This window comes from Acidobacteriota bacterium (assembly GCA_030949985.1).
GTDB lineage: Bacteria > Acidobacteriota > Polarisedimenticolia > J045 > J045 > JALTMS01.
Genome location: JAUZRX010000027.1, coordinates 73242 through 87732 on the forward strand (window position 1 = coordinate 73242; position 14491 = coordinate 87732).

General features: G+C 66.6%; 18 protein-coding genes. All 18 read right to left on the reverse strand.

What is annotated here, in order from left to right; genetic code table 11:
- Positions 1-7: 7 nt before the first annotated feature.
- On the reverse strand, positions 8-793 hold the full coding sequence (flgG, locus tag Q9Q40_08560) for a flagellar basal-body rod protein FlgG (GenBank protein ID MDQ7007270.1): 786 nt from the start codon (positions 791-793) through the stop codon (positions 8-10).
- 31 nt (positions 794-824) lie between these two features.
- Complete coding sequence (locus tag Q9Q40_08565; protein MDQ7007271.1) at positions 825-1562, reverse strand: flagellar hook basal-body protein; 738 nt, start codon at positions 1560-1562, stop codon at positions 825-827.
- A 78-nt stretch (positions 1563-1640) separates the two neighbouring features.
- Positions 1641-1946, reverse strand: a complete 306-nt coding sequence (locus Q9Q40_08570; GenBank protein ID MDQ7007272.1) for a hypothetical protein — start codon at positions 1944-1946, stop codon at positions 1641-1643.
- A 3-nt stretch (positions 1947-1949) separates the two neighbouring features.
- Positions 1950-2228, reverse strand: coding sequence for a hypothetical protein (locus Q9Q40_08575; GenBank protein ID MDQ7007273.1), 279 nt, complete (start codon positions 2226-2228; stop codon positions 1950-1952).
- Positions 2229-2230: 2 nt separating this feature from the next.
- Positions 2231-2602, reverse strand: coding sequence for a FliM/FliN family flagellar motor C-terminal domain-containing protein (locus tag Q9Q40_08580; GenBank protein MDQ7007274.1), 372 nt, complete (start codon positions 2600-2602; stop codon positions 2231-2233).
- Positions 2602-3558, reverse strand: a complete 957-nt coding sequence (locus Q9Q40_08585) for a FliM/FliN family flagellar motor switch protein (protein MDQ7007275.1) — start codon at positions 3556-3558, stop codon at positions 2602-2604. Before Q9Q40_08585 ends, Q9Q40_08580 begins: the two co-directional genes overlap by 1 nt.
- Before the next feature lie 163 nt (positions 3559-3721).
- The gene (locus Q9Q40_08590; GenBank protein MDQ7007276.1) at positions 3722-4486 is read right to left on the reverse strand and encodes a FliA/WhiG family RNA polymerase sigma factor; all 765 of its coding nucleotides are present in this window, start codon (positions 4484-4486) and stop codon (positions 3722-3724) included.
- A gap of 13 nt (positions 4487-4499) precedes the next feature.
- Positions 4500-5390: a MinD/ParA family protein gene (locus Q9Q40_08595; GenBank protein ID MDQ7007277.1), complete on the reverse strand. Its 891-nt coding sequence runs from the start codon at positions 5388-5390 to the stop codon at positions 4500-4502.
- Positions 5387-6370: a hypothetical protein gene (locus Q9Q40_08600; protein ID MDQ7007278.1), complete on the reverse strand. Its 984-nt coding sequence runs from the start codon at positions 6368-6370 to the stop codon at positions 5387-5389. The genes Q9Q40_08595 and Q9Q40_08600 overlap by 4 nt, the downstream gene beginning before the upstream one ends.
- Before the next feature lie 7 nt (positions 6371-6377).
- Positions 6378-8426: a flagellar biosynthesis protein FlhA gene (flhA, locus tag Q9Q40_08605; protein ID MDQ7007279.1), complete on the reverse strand. Its 2049-nt coding sequence runs from the start codon at positions 8424-8426 to the stop codon at positions 6378-6380.
- Positions 8423-9541, reverse strand: a complete 1119-nt coding sequence (locus tag Q9Q40_08610) for an EscU/YscU/HrcU family type III secretion system export apparatus switch protein (protein ID MDQ7007280.1) — start codon at positions 9539-9541, stop codon at positions 8423-8425. The genes flhA and Q9Q40_08610 overlap by 4 nt, the downstream gene beginning before the upstream one ends.
- Positions 9542-9552: 11 nt before the next feature.
- Positions 9553-10326, reverse strand: a complete 774-nt coding sequence (locus tag Q9Q40_08615) for a flagellar biosynthetic protein FliR (GenBank protein MDQ7007281.1) — start codon at positions 10324-10326, stop codon at positions 9553-9555.
- Position 10327: 1 nt separating this feature from the next.
- Positions 10328-10597 carry a flagellar biosynthesis protein FliQ gene (fliQ, locus tag Q9Q40_08620; protein MDQ7007282.1) on the reverse strand — a complete coding sequence of 90 codons (270 nt, stop codon included), beginning with the start codon at positions 10595-10597 and terminating at the stop codon, positions 10328-10330.
- 18 nt (positions 10598-10615) lie between these two features.
- On the reverse strand, positions 10616-11389 hold the full coding sequence (gene fliP / locus Q9Q40_08625) for a flagellar type III secretion system pore protein FliP (GenBank protein ID MDQ7007283.1): 774 nt from the start codon (positions 11387-11389) through the stop codon (positions 10616-10618).
- Positions 11386-11769: a flagellar biosynthetic protein FliO gene (locus Q9Q40_08630; protein MDQ7007284.1), complete on the reverse strand. Its 384-nt coding sequence runs from the start codon at positions 11767-11769 to the stop codon at positions 11386-11388. Before Q9Q40_08630 ends, fliP begins: the two co-directional genes overlap by 4 nt.
- Complete coding sequence (locus Q9Q40_08635; protein MDQ7007285.1) at positions 11766-12041, reverse strand: FliM/FliN family flagellar motor switch protein; 276 nt, start codon at positions 12039-12041, stop codon at positions 11766-11768. The genes Q9Q40_08630 and Q9Q40_08635 overlap by 4 nt, the downstream gene beginning before the upstream one ends.
- Before the next feature lie 260 nt (positions 12042-12301).
- The gene (locus Q9Q40_08640; protein ID MDQ7007286.1) at positions 12302-13621 is read right to left on the reverse strand and encodes a flagellar hook protein FlgE; all 1320 of its coding nucleotides are present in this window, start codon (positions 13619-13621) and stop codon (positions 12302-12304) included.
- A 58-nt stretch (positions 13622-13679) separates the two neighbouring features.
- Positions 13680-14396, reverse strand: a complete 717-nt coding sequence (locus tag Q9Q40_08645; GenBank protein ID MDQ7007287.1) for a flagellar hook assembly protein FlgD — start codon at positions 14394-14396, stop codon at positions 13680-13682.
- Positions 14397-14491 lie beyond the last annotated feature (95 nt).

The following is a 14491-nucleotide window of genomic DNA, read 5'->3' on the forward strand; positions in this document are numbered from 1 at the left end:
CACGGCCTCACCGGACGAGTTGCGCGAGCTGCTTGAGCATGTCGTCGGCGGCCCGGATCGAGCGGGAGTTGAGCTCGTAGGCCCGCTGGGCCGAGATCATGTCCACCAACTCGGTGACGATGTTCACGTTGGAGGTCTCGAGGAACCCCTGGCTGACCTCCCCCAAACCATCCTGACCGGGGGTTCCCAGCACCGGATCGCCGCTCGCCACGGTGCTGACGAAAAGGTTGTTCCCCACGCTCTGCAGCCCGGCGGGGTTGACGAAGTTCGCCAGTTCGATGTTGCCGACCTGGCTGACCGTCTCGTCGGCCAGGCGCACACTCACCGTTCCATCGCGACCGATGGTGATGCTCTTGGCATCCTGCGGAATGGTCACGGGAGGATCGAGCTGATAGCCGAGGGAGTTGACCACATTGCCGTTCTCGTCGACCGAGAAGGAGCCGTCCCGGGTGTAGGACTGGGTCCCATCGGGCCGAATGACCTTGAAGAACCCGGCCCCCTCGATGACCAGGTCGAGAGGATTGTCCGTGGGCTTGAAGGTACCCTGCTCGAAGATCCGCTTGATCGCCGCGGTACGGGTACCCAGTCCGACCTGGATCCCGGTGGGCAGATTCGTCGACGCACTCGAGGCGGTGCCGGGGGCATTGAGCGTCTGATAGAGCAGATCCTGGAATTCCGCCCGGGATCTCTTGAAGCCGGTGGTGTTGACGTTGGCCAGGTTGTTGGCCACCACGTCCATATTGGTCTGCTGGGCGGCCATGCCGGCGGCGGCGGTCCAGAGCGATCTTTCCATGCGCGTACCTCCTGGAGCGTGTGCGGCGGGGCTACTTCACCCCACCGAGTTCGAGGGCCTTGCGGGCCACGGTATTGGCGGTGGCCTGAACCACCCGCTGCTGCATTTCGAACATCCGCTGGGCGGCGACCATCGAGATCAGCTCGGTGGCGGGCTGGACCCCGGAATCCTCGATGAACCCCTGGACCACGCGCACGGACTCCGGCTCGAGGGGACGGACGGGCCCGAGGGGCCGCCACAAGGTGTCGCCGTCCCGTTCGAGGGTCGACATGGGCGCCGAGGCGATGCCCAGGCGCGCCACCACCTCGTCGTTCACCGTCAAGGTCCCGTCAGCCCCGATCTGCAACTCGCCTTCGGGCAGCGTGATCGGCCGGCCCTGATCGTCCAGGACTCTCATGCCGTGCATGGTGGCCAGGGCTCCATCGGCTGTGCGGGTCAGGCTGCCCGCCCGGGTCAGCCGCTCACCGCCGGGAGTCATCACCCGGAACCACCCCGGCCCTTCCAATGCCAGATCGAGGGGGTTGCCCGTCGACCGCATCGGGCCCGGTCGCTCGATGCGCCAGTTCCCGCCCAGGGCCACCGAACGGGCCGCCGGCAGGGGGCCTCCCGCGGAGGCGTCACCCAGCCGTTGGTCCAGGTAGGCCGCGAATAGGGCCCTTTCGGGGGTGTAGGCCGGCGTCTTGGCGTTGGCCAGGTTGTGGGTCACCACCTCGAGGTTCTTCTCGGCGGCAACCATCCCTGAAGCCCCTGTGTAGAGCTGTGGGAACATCCTCTCCTCGCTTCCCGTTCCGCGCGGCCGGTCACCGGCCGGAACGGCGTCTCCAACTCGTCAATCCTCTTGTTCTCGTCAATCCGCTTGTTGCAAGTTTCGTTCCGTTTCACCGCCGGCCGCCGTGCCGTCTCCAGAACGGAGGGCGCCACCGACCGCGGCACTTTTTTCCGCCCCGGCGGGAACTTCTTTCCGCCGGATTCTCAGCACGACCTCCGGCACCAGGTGTTCGACCTCCACCGTGACCACCTCGCCTTCGCGCACGGGGGCTGCGACCCGGGCGGAGATCCGTTCGCCCCCGAGCCGGAGCAGGATCCGGCGACTGGAGACGATGCGCTCCACCACGGCCCTGTACCGGCCGCCCACCTTGAGCGCGGGCAGCACGGCCTACCCCGCCACCCGGGTTCGGAAGCGCGAAAGGCGTTCGCGCAGCGCGGCTTCGGCCACCAGTTCCTCGCGCTCGGTCCGCTCGATCAGTTTCGAGAGATGATCCGCCGGAGACGGCACCGGGGCCGGGGGGGCCGGCGCGGCCGCCGGCGGACGGTCCGCCGCATCGGACGCCGGGCGACGACGACGGCGCGCGGGCGCCGCACCCCGTGCGAGAACCATCAGCGAAACCAGGATCAGGACGTTGAAAATCAACTGCAGCAGCAGGAAATCACGCATGGTCAGACCACCTCCAACATCGAGTCGGAAACCAGCTCCCTGACGCGGAAGGCGAACCTGCCGTCGACCACCACCAGGTCACCCACCGCGTAAGGACGGTCCTGCACGTAGAGCGTGACCACGTCGTCTCCGTCGGGTCCGATCGGAACGGCGTCGCCGACCCGCACCTGCAGGACCTTCTCCAGTTCCCAGTTCAGGCGCCCGAGTCGGACCTCGATGGGCAGTTCCAGCCGGTCGAGCATGCTGATCTTGGCGATCTCACCCAGGCGGTAGGCTTCGCCCTCCAGGGAGGCCGTCTCGGATCCGGGGTTCGGGTCGACCACGCGGGTCGAGCCTTCCTCGCTGGTGGCGTCATGCTTGGTTTCGTCGTTCATCAGCTCGCCTTCTCCCGGGGCGGCGCCGCCGGCGCGCCCGTCAATGCACTCACTTCGAAGATCCGCTCCCGTCCCTGCCGCTTGAGGGTTCCCTCAGCCAGCAGTTCGCCGTTGAAGCGCAGGGCCAGGCCCTCGTGCTCGAGGACATCCAGTTGCAGCACCTGGCCCGGACCGAGTCGCTGGAGATCCGCCAGCGTCGCCCGGGCCCCGTGGATCACCGGCTCGACGCGAACCGGCACCCGGACCAGCGCGGCTTGCAGTTCCTCGGGCGGAGGACCGGGGTCCCCCCGCCGGCGGTCCGCCACCAGGCGGTGAATCAGCACCGGGGTCAGCAGCAGCCGACAGGCCGCGTCACCGTGGGGCGTGCTCATCAGGAATTCCGCGGCCGCCAAGGTGCCACCGCGGGTGGCCAAACGACCGAAGATCGGGTCGCGGTCCAGGCCGCCGCCATGTATCGGCGACAGGGCGGTCTGGGTATCGAGGTGCCGCGCCATCCGGCGCATGGACTCTTCGAGCAACCGCTTTTCCACGTTGGACAGCGAACGGGCCCCCTGGGGCACCGCTCCATCACCACCCTGCACGCGATCGAGGATCGAAAGCGCCAACTCCGGCTGGAGGGTGATCCCGCCCACCGGCTCCTCGTGGGTGTCGAGCAAGACCCCCAGCGGCTCACCGGGAGCGAGGGTTCCGAGCACCGTCGTCGCCGGCTGCTGAGAAATACCGGTGAATCTTCCCTTGACCGGTTTGTCCGCGATCAGCAAGAGGCTCAGGACGTCCGCCAGGCAATGGGCCAGCTTCTCACACGCCGCCTGCACGAGGGCCAGCCGGTCGCCGGCCAGCACCAGCGGGGCCCGCAAGTCGTAGAGGGTCTCTCCCTCCAGCGCCGGTTGCTCGACATCCGAGTCGAAAGAGGACAGGAGGGCATCCACCTCATCCTGGCTGAGCAGACGACTCATGTTTCACACTCCAACGCAGACTGCCGCAGCTTCTCCGACAGGCAACGGGGCGGGCTCGGAACTTTCTTCGCTTCCTCTTCCCTGCGGCGCACACAGCGGGCCAGCGCCAGGAGCTTGCGACTGCGCCGGGACGCACGCAGGATTCTTGTTCGAAGACTCGCGTTCATGGGGCACACTCCGGCAGGGTCAGCCGATCACCGACGCGGGCACGAAGCCGGGAGACCGCCCGGGTGTGGATCTGACACACCCGTGACTCGGTCACCGAGAGCACCTCGCCGATTTCCTTGAGGGTCAGTCCCTTTTCGTAGTAGAGGCTGAGTACCAGCCGCTCCCTCTCGGGCAGGTTCTCCACCTCCTCGACGAGCAGGGCCTTTTTCTCCTTTTCTTCCACGCAGCCGAGGGGGTCGAGCCCCGGATCGGCAGGATCGCGGCCCTCCTCTTCGGCCCCGGGCAGGGCACTGAGACGCACGCCACGGGCCTGCATGTAGAGGTCTTGCAGCTCCTCGATGCTGATTTGCAGCTCCGCGGCGATCTCCTCGTCGGTGGCCGGTCTTCGCTGCCGCCGCTCCACCGCGGTGATCGCCTGCTCGAGCTTGCGGGCCGCCCGCCGCAGTGACCTCGGAGCCCAGTCTCGTCCGCGCACTCCATCGAGAATCGCTCCTCGAATGCGGGATTCCGCATAAGTCTTGAACCGTACGTTGTGCGCGGGGTCGAAACGGTCGACCGCTTCCATCAACCCCAGCAGCCCATCTCCCACCAGGTCGTCGAAATCCACCGGACCGGCCAATCGCGACCCGATGCGGTGAGCCAGGTACTTGACCAGTGGGGCATGGGCCAGCAGCAGCTTCTCCCGCTCGGGAGATCCCGCCACGCGGGCCTGGGGGGTCCACTCGGCGTTGGGATCGACAAGGGGGGATTCGTGGTTCACTGCCTTTCCTTCCTCAGTGCATGAGCTGCGCAGGCCTTTCATCGCTCCTCCAGCCATCGTCGACGGCTCCTCTCATGCGTCCTTCCACTCGTGTCGTGATCGTCGCGGCCAGGCGCTCGAAACAGCGGCTGGCCGGAGCGAAAGGATTCGAAAGCACCACCGCGCGCTGCCGCCGCGCCGCCTCGGCCACGGCCTCGTCCAGGGCGATCCATCCATCGAAATCCACGACCCGGCCGAGAAACTTTTGCGCCGCCGTGGCAAGACGATGATGTACCCGCCGGGCTTCTTCCTCGCTGCGCGCGCCGTTGACCACCAGGCCGACTTCCCGGGTCAGGCGATGTCGCAGTGCGACCTTGAGCGAGGCATAGGCGTCGACCAGGGCCGTGGGCTCGGGCCATGTGACCAACAGCACTCGATCGGCCAGCAGCAACATCCGCGTCACCTGGTCGCTGATTCCCGCCGCCGTGTCGATCAACAACACGTCGCAGTCCTCGCGCAGACCTCGAAGCTGGTCGACGAAGCGGTAGAGATCACCCGGCGACAAGGCCGTCAACTCCGGCAGACCCGATCCGGCGGGAATGATCCGCACACCCAGGGGTCCCTGCTGGACGATCTCGGTGAGAGGCAGCCCCTCGGCGAAAAAGTGCTCGATGGTCTTCTTCGGTACCATGCCCAGCAGAACGTCCAGGTTGGCCAGGCCGAGATCGGCGTCGAGCAGAGTGACCCGCAGCCCCTTGCGAGCCAGCGCAAAGGCCAGATTCGCCACTACGGAAGTCTTCCCCACGCCACCTTTTCCCGAGGTGATCGCCAGCGTCAGGGTGCGAGCCGCGCGGTCGGTGAGTCTTCGGCGTGCGTCCTTCCCGGCCTGTTGAGCAGGATTCTGAGGTTGCTTTTCTTGGGTCATGCTCGTTGTCTCTCCTCGGGCATCGGCAACGCCCAGGCTGCCAGTCGCTTCACGTCGGCGTGTTCGAGGTCGTCGGGAATACGCGGCCCGCAGCCCAGGTGGGCGAGGGGCATGCGGGCCCGTGCGAGGGCACTGACCAGCGGACCGCGCCGGACGGCTTCGTCGGTTCGGGTGGCGCCCACGGTCCCCGGGGCCAGGGGGCGAAAGCGCTGCAAGGTGTCGGCCATGCTGGCCAGGTCGTGATCCGCCGCCAGCAGGAGTTCGATTTCCTCCCTGGCGACACTTTTGAAGAGGCCCACCAGGTGATCCAGCAACTCGCCGTCACCCCGGCTGACGCCCGGCGTGTCGACGATCACCGCGCCCTCGGAGCCGGCCCGGCGCCTGATGGCTTCGAGATCGTCGGCGCTGCGAGCGAGGTGAAACGGCACACCGAAGACGCGGGCGTAGCCCTCGAGCTGCTCGGCGCCCCCAAGGCGCCGATCGTCGGCGGATACCAGCACCACGTTCCGTCGAGCCGCCAGGTGCCGCGCCGCCAGCTTCGCGCAGGTGCTGGTCTTGCCCACGCCCGGGGGACCGACGAAAACCCGCAGGCTGGTACCGGACGGAGTCTCCTCCCGTGGCGTACTCAGCCAGAGGGCGAGCAGATCCCGGGCGTAGCCCAGCACCCGGCGACGGTCCTCGAGCACCTGCTCGTCCAGGTTGGCCTGGGCCGCGGCAGCAATACGTTCGGCCAGGAAATCCGAGTAGCCTTCGTTTTCGAGGGACTCCGCGAGCCATCCGACACGCCCGCCGACAGCGGCCGGAACCGAAGGTGCGGCGGCGCCGGGGGACACCCGACTCGCCCCGGGGCGCTCGGCGGCGGCCAGGACTTCGACGCCGTCGGCGGTGCGCCGGGTCTCGAGTATCGCAGCGTCCTCTCCCAGGGCCTGCTTGACCTGGTCCAGGGCCAGGGCGCAAGAACGGGCACGAAATCTCTTCACCAGCATCTCAGGCCACCGTTGCCGCCGCGCGCAGGGTCACGTCGGCGGGAATCTCGAGGGTCGAAAGAACGGGGGTGTGGGGCATGTGGGGTCGCAACAGCGTCGCCAGGTAGGGGCGCAGGGTCGGGGAGGTGACGACTGCGGCCTGGCCGCCGGTTCCCGCCACGGCCGTGGTCACCCGCTGCACCAGCTCGCGGGCGCGGGACGGCGAGAGCGTCGTTCCGTCCTCACCGGCCAACGCCTCGGTCAGCTCGGCCTCCAACTCCGGGGCCAGGGCCACGGCCTGGAGTACGCCCTGGGGTGTTTTCAGGCTGTCGGCGAGAGTCCGCCCCAGGGCGCGCCGGGCGTGTTCGACCAGGGCCTGGGTATCGCGCACGGAAGGCGCGTGGTCGGCCAGGGTCTCGATGATCAGCGGCAGATCGCGGATCGACACCCGTTCACGCAGCAAGCCCTGGAGCACGCGCTGCAGTTCGCCGATGGTCATCCGCTCGGGGATCAGCTCCGCCACCGCCTTGGGATGGGTCTTCTGCAGGGTCTCCACCAGGTGCGCCACATCCTCCCGACCCAAAAGGTCCGGTGCGTGGCGCTGGATGACTTCCATCAGGTGGGTTGAAAGTACCGACGGCGGATCCACCACGGTGTACCCGGCACCCCGCGCCTCGTCCGCCTTCTCGGGCGAGATCCACACCGCCGGCAGGCCGAAGGCGGGGTCGGTGGTCTTCTCGCCCTCGATCTGCCGGGTGGCGCCGGCATCGAGAGCCAGGAGCTTGCCCCGGGGAATCCGGCCCTCGGCGATCTTCACCCCCCGCAGCAGGATCTGGTAGCGGTCGGGGGGAAGCTGCAAGTTGTCCCGCACACGCACCGCGGGCAAGACGAAACCCATTTCCGTGGCGACCTGCCGACGCAGTCCCTTGATCTTGTCCAGAATGCCACCGGAACGGTCCGCACCGACGGCGGCAATCAGGTCGTAACCCACCTCGACACAGAGCGGGTCGATGGTCAACAAGGGCTCGACCTCTTCCTCCGTCTCGGGGGCGGGTTCGGCCGCCGCCGCTTCCTCGGCGATCTCCTCCGCCTGGCGCCTGCGGTCACCGACCCGGGCGGCGGCAAAGGCCACGAAGCCCAGCACGATGAAAGCCATCTTGGGCATGCCGGGAATCAGGGCCAGGGCGAGGAGGGTCCCGCCGGCGATGCGCAGCGGCCGGGTCGACATCAGGATCTGGGAGATCACGGCCTCGCCCAGCGACTGCTCCTGGGCGGCGCGGGTGGTGATCACGCCACCGGCCACCGCCACCAGCAGCGCGGGAATCGCCGAGACCAGCCCGTCGCCGATGGTCAGCACCGAGTAGGTTTTCACCGCCTCGCCGAGGGGCAGACCTTTCTGCAGCACGCCGATCAGCAGTCCCGCACCGACGTTGATCAGGGTGATGATCAGCGAGGCGATGGCGTCACGCTGGGTGAAGCGCACCGCACCATCCATGGCTCCGAAGAACTCGGATTCCTTCTGAATCGCCTCACGCCGACTGACGGCCTCCTTCTCGGTGATCAGGCCGGCGCTCAGGTCGGCGTCGATGGCCATCTGCTTGCCCGGCATGGCATCGAGGGTGAAGCGGGCGATGACTTCCGAGATGCGGGTCGAACCGTGGGCGATGACCACGAACTGTACGACCAGCAGCACCAGGAAGACCACCAGGCCGACGACGAAAGAGCCGCCCACCACGAACTGCCCGAATGCCTGGATCACGGCGCCCGCCGCACTGGTGCCCACATCACCCCGCAGCAGGATCAGCCGCGTCGAGGCGATGTTCAGCGCCAGGCGGTAGAGGGTCAGGAGAAGCAAGATCGAGGGGAAGGCCGAGAACTGCGTCGGACCGGGCACGTACATCGCGGTGAGCAGCACCACTATCGCGCCGGCGAAATTGACGGTGACCAGCAAGTCGAGCAGGGGCGTGGGAAGCGGCACCACGATCAGGGCGAGAGTCGCCAACACCGCCAGCGGCAGCACGAGATGGGCTTGGGAAGAGCCGCCCATGGTTTGACTCGTCGCGCCGGTCACCGCCTATCTCCCTTGTCCGATGTTTCGAGTTCTTTCTCGGTATGGGGCCGATACACGCCGGAATGGCGGCCGAGAACGTAGGCGAAGACCTCCGCCACGGCCCGGTAGAGCTCCTCGGGAATGGCGGCGCCCAGCGGACAGAGCCGTTCGAGAGCCCGGGCCAGGGGCGGATCCTCGACGATCGGCACGCCGTGGCGCCGCGCTTCTTCCTTGATCCGCCGGGCGAGCTCATTGATACCCTTGGCCACCACCACCGGCGCCGCGAAATCGCCCTTGTCGTACTTCAGGGCTACCGCCACGTGGGTCGGATTGGTAACCACCACGTCGGCCGTCTTCACCGCCGACATCATCCGCTTGCGGGAAGCCTCACGCTGCATACCGCGAATGCGGCCACGAATCTGCGGATCTCCCTCGTTCTCCTTGTGCTCGTCCTTGACCTCCTGCTTGGTCATGTAGAGATCCTGGTACCAGCGATAGCGGGTGAAGGCGTAGTCGATGACAGAGATCGCGGCGCCCAGCAGGAACGCGCGCGTCAGGATTCGACCGACGATGGTCGCCGCCTGGTCGAAGATCCCCGAAGGCGCGGAAAAGGCCAGGGCGGAGATCTTCGTCCACTCCGGTATGACGACCATCGCGGCAAGCAGGCCGTAGAGCAACAGCTTGACCAGAGCCTTACCCGCCGCGAAGAGCTTCTTGACGTCGACCAGTTTCTTCATCCCCTCGACCAGGTTGATCTTCTTCAGGTCGAACTCGATGGGATTCTTCTTCGGGTGGAATCCGGACTGGGCGATCTGGCCCAGGATCGCGAAAACCACCAGGGCGCCGAGCAGCGGCGCGAGCAGGGAGAGAGCCACGACCATGCTGTTCAGGCACCGGTCGAGCAGTACCGCGGGCCCGTGGGCCCGACCCACCTCGATCAGCGCCGAGCGGGTGTTGGCCAGCAGGCCGGTGAGGAAGATACCGCCGCCGAAACTGGCCCAGAGCAGGAAGACCGCCAGGCTCACGGTCTGGCCCACGTCCTCGCTGCGGGCCACGTTGCCCTTCTCGAGCGCCTTGCGCAGCTTGCGACCGGTCGGTTTTTCGGTCTTCTGGCTCTTGCTCTCCTGGCCCGCCATATCCCCTCCCCTTACCCGCCCAGGGCGCGCAGCAGCGCGCCGGCGTCAGTCATCGAGCCATCGATCGACTCGACGATGAGAGGCAGGAGAATCTGCAACGACAGGCCCACGGCGAGCAGACCGAAACCCAGCCGAATCGGCGCTCCAACGACGAGGATGTGCATCTGCGGCACGGCCCGGGCGACGAGCATCAGGGCCGTGTCGACCAGTAGACCGGAGACGATCACCGGGGCGGCCAGGCGCACCCCCAGCACGATCATCCTCCCGGTCAGCGAAATGGCGCTGGCGACCCAGGGACCCTCCAGGCTGGCGGTTCCGACGGGCAGAAGGGTGTAGGAACGGGCCAGCACGGCGACGAACTGGCGGTGACCGCCGATGGCCAGGAAGGTCAGAATGCCGAGCAGTCGGTAAAGCACGCCGAGCATGGGCAGGTTGAGCTGAGTGATCGGATCGAGCTGGTTGGCGATGGCCAGCCCCGAGGAGTAGCTCGCCACGCCGCCGGCGTAGAGCGCGGCATCGATCACCATCCTGCCGGCGAATCCCAGCAGGAAACCCACCAGCGACTCCGTCAGCACCAGCCGTAGCAGGCCCACGTCGGGATCGGGGGCCGGCACCACGGGTGCCAGGAGCAGCACGAGCATCACGGCGAAGGCCACCCGCAGCCGCACGGGAACGCCGCTGCCTCCCACCAGGGGAGCGATGGAGACGAAGGCCAGGGCCCTGATGGACAGGGCCGCACCGGCGATGGCGGTCTCCCAGGGGAGCTGGATGGCCAGGGTGTCCACGCTAGAGCCCCACTCCCGAGACCAAGGTGAAGATCCGCTCGATAAAGCCGGTGAGCACGCTGATCATCCAATGCATACCGAAGGCCAGCACGGCAAAGACGATGAGAATCTTCGGAATAAAGGTGATGGTCATGTCCTGGATTCCGGTGGCGACCTGGAAGATGCTGACCATCACACCCACCACCATCCCCGCGAGCAGGACCGGCAGCCCTACCATCAGGGCGACCTTGATCGCTTCTCTTCCCACAGCTACGACCGTCATTTCATCCATCGCTGACTCTCCGATCGCCTAGCGGAATCCCGCTACCAGCGAACCGACGACGAGGGTCCACCCATCGACCAGTACGAAAAGCATGATCTTGAAGGGCAGCGACACCATCGCCGGAGGCAACATCATCATGCCCATCGACAAAAGCACCGACGCGACCACCAGGTCGACCACGAGAAAGGGCAGAAACAGCAAGAATCCGATCTCGAATCCGGTGCGCATCTCCGATATGGCGAAGGCGGGAACGACGACGCGCATCGGCAGATCCTCGGGCTTTTCCGGTCGCTCGAAGCGTCCCATCTGCAGGAAGAGCTTGAGGTCCTTCTGCCGCGTGTTGTGCAGCATGAACTCCTTGACCGGCCCGGCGGCGGTCTGCACCGCCTCGAGCGTGTCGATCTCGCCCTCTGTGTAGGGCTGCCACGCCTGCTGGTGAATCTCGTCGACCACCGGGCTCATCACGAAGAGCGTGAGAAAGAGCGAGAGAGCGATCAACACCTGGTTGGGCGGCATCTGGGGCGTGCCGAGGGCCTGGCGGAGAAAGTGAAAGGTGATGATCAACCTGACGAAGGAGGTCATCAGCAGCAGCAACATGGGGGCCACGGCGATCAGGGTGAGCATCACGATGATGCGCACCGCGCTCGAGCCGAAGCCGTCCGTCGCCGGATCGGTCACTTTCAACTCCAGGGTCGATCCCCCGGGTGCGGCCATCGCGGTGCCGGGTCCCAACAGCAGCCACAGCAGCGCCGTCGCCAGGACGACGCGCAGGAGCGGCTCGAAGCGCGGACCACACTTCACCGGGACATCTCCCCATGGCGCAGCCGGCGGGTCAGTTCGTGGGCGAAACTCGCCACGCCCTCCCGCGGGCGGTCAGGGAGGTCGGATCCCTCGCTCTCCACCCCGCCGGGTTTTTCTTCCTCCTCGCCCAGATCGCTGACCAGGCTGACCTGTCGTTCGCTGACTCCCACCAGCAGGCGGCGCCCCTGGGCGACGACCACGGCGAGCTGGACACCGCGGCCCAGGGTCAGGCGCTCTTCGACCCGCAGGACACCGCGCCCGCTCCTCAGCCCGCCCCGGCGGGCCAGGTAGCCCAGGGCGATGACCAGCCCCAGCACCACCGCCAGCGCGGCGACCACCTGGAGCCCCTGGTCGAGGGAGGGTGCCAGTTCGGGAGTCATGACTTGTGCCCCAACCGCGTCACGCGGAAAGCAAGCTGGCCCTTGATCTCGACGATCTCGCCGCGGCCGATGACAGCGCCGTCGGCGATCAGGTGGGAGGGCTCGCCGACCTGGGTTTCGAGGGGAATCAGAGAACCGGACTCCACCATGCGCAGTGAAGCCAGGGTGACCCGGCCCTCGGCCAGGCGCGCGGCGATGTTCAGGGGCAGGGCGTGGAACTCCTCCCGGTCGAACAACGCCGCGAAGGAAGTCTGCTTTTCGGCCTTGGCCATCCGAAGCTCTCCCGGCAGCCCGCAAGGGGGGCGCCGGTCAGCCCTTGAGCAAGGCGCGTGCCTGTCCGGGCGAAATGCCGAATGTCTTTTCCTGACTGATACTTGAGAGCTGGATGACGGGTGGCCCGGGAGGTGGGTGCCGAAGCCCCGGCAGCCGGAGGAGCCGGATCGACGGGAAGTTGACGGCCCACCTTGCGCGAGGCGGGGCAGCGGCCGAGGGCCGTGCCCGCCTCACGCGCAGCAGGAGAAGAAGGCTGGAATTACCGCTTGATGGAGAGGGTTTCCTGGAGGATCTCGTCGGCGGTGGTGATCACCCGGCTGTTGGACTGGTAGCCCCTTTCGGCGACGATCAGGCTGGTGAACTGCTCGGTGATGTCCACGTTGGACAGCTCCAGGGCCCGGGCGACGACGGCGCCCCTCCCGCCCGTCTGGGCCGTGCCGATGGCCGGCTGACCGGAACCCACGGAGGTCAGGTAAGTGTTGTCGCCACGGCGGAAGAGACCGTCGGGATTGTTGAAACTGGCGATGGCGATCTGCGCCAGTTCGAGGGTCTGACCGTTGGTGAACACACCGGAGACCAACCCGTCGGGGCCGATCGAAAGAGAATGCAGCCGACCGAGGCCATAGCCGTCCTGGGCGATCGACTCGACGGCGGAGTTTTCGGCGTAGCTGTGGGCCAGGGCAGAACCCTGGGAATCGTAGAGGCGCCACTCGACCGTCTGGGCCGAGGCGCCGCTGGCCCAGGCGGGAATGCTCAGGCTGATGTTGCCCGCGGGGGTGACCATCTTGCCGTCACCATCGAAGGTCATCGTGCCCGAGTCCACCACGTAGTAGTCGGGATCACCCGGGTTGATGGTGATGTCCAGGTCCTCCCGCGGCACGCGGGCCTCCCAGGACCACTGGTCGAGGCGACCGTCGCCGTCGCTGTCCTGGGGCACGAACTGGATCGTCAGGTTGTGTTCGACACCCCGCGAGTCGTAGACGCTGGTGCCGACGCTGAACTGGAAAGGCTCCGACTCGTCCACCGCCGTATTGGGATCGTCCACCTGGGCTTCGGAATTGAGGTTGAAGCGGGGCTCGAAATAGCTGGTCACGGCGGGCGGCGCGGTCATCCCGACGGGAATGTTGATATCGCCGATCGCGCCGGTGGGAATGATCCGGCCCTGGGAGTCCTTCTCGATATAACCCTGCACCCGGTTGCCGTTGGGATCGACCAGGTCGCCGTTGGCGTTGAACGAGAAGTTCCCCGCCCGGGAAAAAGTCGACATCCCGTCGGGCGTCTTGAGGTAGAAGAATCCGTTGCCTTGCAGCGCCAGGTCGGTTTCCACTTCGGTGGGCTGGAGAGCGCCCTGGTTGAAGAGTTGCTGCACCCCGATCATGCCCACACCGAGACCGACCTGGTTCGTGCTGCCGTTACCACCGAGGCGGGCACTGGAAACATTGAAGTAGTCGGCAAAACTCGCCCGCCCGGACTTGTAGCCCACGGTGTTGACGTTGGCCAGGTTGTTACCGATCACGTTGATCGCCGCCGAATGGGCCCGCAGGCCGGAAAGTCCCGTGTAAAAAGCGCTCTGTGCCATGCTCCTCTCCTCTGGTGGTATTGCTGATTTCCGCGCTGTGATTCCCTGTCCGCCTGCTTCAGGGTGACTCTTCGACGGGTTCGGCTTCCGTCTCTCCGACCCGGATCTCGAGGACCTCGTCGAAGGTCATCACGCGATTGCCGCTGACGAAGGCCAGCCCGTTGGCCCCGACGTGCAAGCCTTCGACGGGTACGAGGACGAACCCCTGCTGTTGCTGCTCGAGGCCTTCACCGTCCTGGGTCACGACCCTGAATTCGTACATACCAGCCGTCATCGCGTTGCCGTTTTCGTCCAGTCCGTCCCATTGCACCTGGTGCCTGCCGGGGCCCGGATCGTCCACGGCGAGCGTACGCAGCAGCCCTCCGTGGCTGTCGTAGATTTCCACACGCGCCGACGTGACGGTCTCGGCCAGGTCGACGACCACCGTTTCGGCGACGCCGTCACTGCGGAGCTGAACCTGTCCCCCGGTATCCGCCAGAACTTCTCTCCCGATCAGGTTCAGGGACTGGCTGTTGACCAGTTGCGCCTGGCTGTCGAGCATGCTGTCCATGCGCTTGTTCATGTCTACCAGCTGCTCGAGCGAAGAGAAGGTCGCGAGCTGCGCGACGAACTCCGAGTCGTCCTGCGGATTCATCGGATCCTGGTTTTCGAGTTGGGCCACGAGAAGCTGCATGAACTCGTCACGCCCCAGCTCCGGCTTTTCCGTGGCGAAGAGGCTGGGCTCGTTCTGCAGCCGGTAAGTCGAGGCATCGATGACACCAGTCGTTGCTTGCATGGGTCTGCTCCTTGCCGGTGGTGCGGCGAATCCTGGAAAGAGCAAGCGCCGTGCCAGCGCCGCCGCCCGTCCGGCGGGGTTTTGGGGGAGGTACG

Bases quoted from the DNA above. Each gene is read 5' to 3' on its own strand.
- flgG (MDQ7007270.1), bottom strand. From the start codon at position 793: ATGGAAAGATCGCTCTGGACCGCCGCCGCCGGCATGGCCGCCCAGCAG.
- Q9Q40_08565 (MDQ7007271.1), bottom strand. From the start codon at position 1,562: ATGTTCCCACAGCTCTACACAGGGGCTTCAGGGATGGTTGCCGCCGAG.
- Q9Q40_08575 (MDQ7007273.1), bottom strand. From the start codon at position 2,228: ATGCGTGATTTCCTGCTGCTGCAGTTGATTTTCAACGTCCTGATCCTG.
- Q9Q40_08580 (MDQ7007274.1), bottom strand. From the start codon at position 2,602: ATGAACGACGAAACCAAGCATGACGCCACCAGCGAGGAAGGCTCGACC.
- Q9Q40_08585 (MDQ7007275.1), bottom strand. From the start codon at position 3,558: ATGAGTCGTCTGCTCAGCCAGGATGAGGTGGATGCCCTCCTGTCCTCT.
- Q9Q40_08595 (MDQ7007277.1), bottom strand. From the start codon at position 5,390: ATGACCCAAGAAAAGCAACCTCAGAATCCTGCTCAACAGGCCGGGAAG.
- Q9Q40_08610 (MDQ7007280.1), bottom strand. From the start codon at position 9,541: ATGGCGGGCCAGGAGAGCAAGAGCCAGAAGACCGAAAAACCGACCGGT.
- fliQ (MDQ7007282.1), bottom strand. From the start codon at position 10,597: ATGGATGAAATGACGGTCGTAGCTGTGGGAAGAGAAGCGATCAAGGTC.
- Q9Q40_08630 (MDQ7007284.1), bottom strand. From the start codon at position 11,769: ATGACTCCCGAACTGGCACCCTCCCTCGACCAGGGGCTCCAGGTGGTC.
- Q9Q40_08635 (MDQ7007285.1), bottom strand. From the start codon at position 12,041: ATGGCCAAGGCCGAAAAGCAGACTTCCTTCGCGGCGTTGTTCGACCGG.
- Q9Q40_08640 (MDQ7007286.1), bottom strand. From the start codon at position 13,621: ATGGCACAGAGCGCTTTTTACACGGGACTTTCCGGCCTGCGGGCCCAT.
- Q9Q40_08645 (MDQ7007287.1), bottom strand. From the start codon at position 14,396: ATGCAAGCAACGACTGGTGTCATCGATGCCTCGACTTACCGGCTGCAG.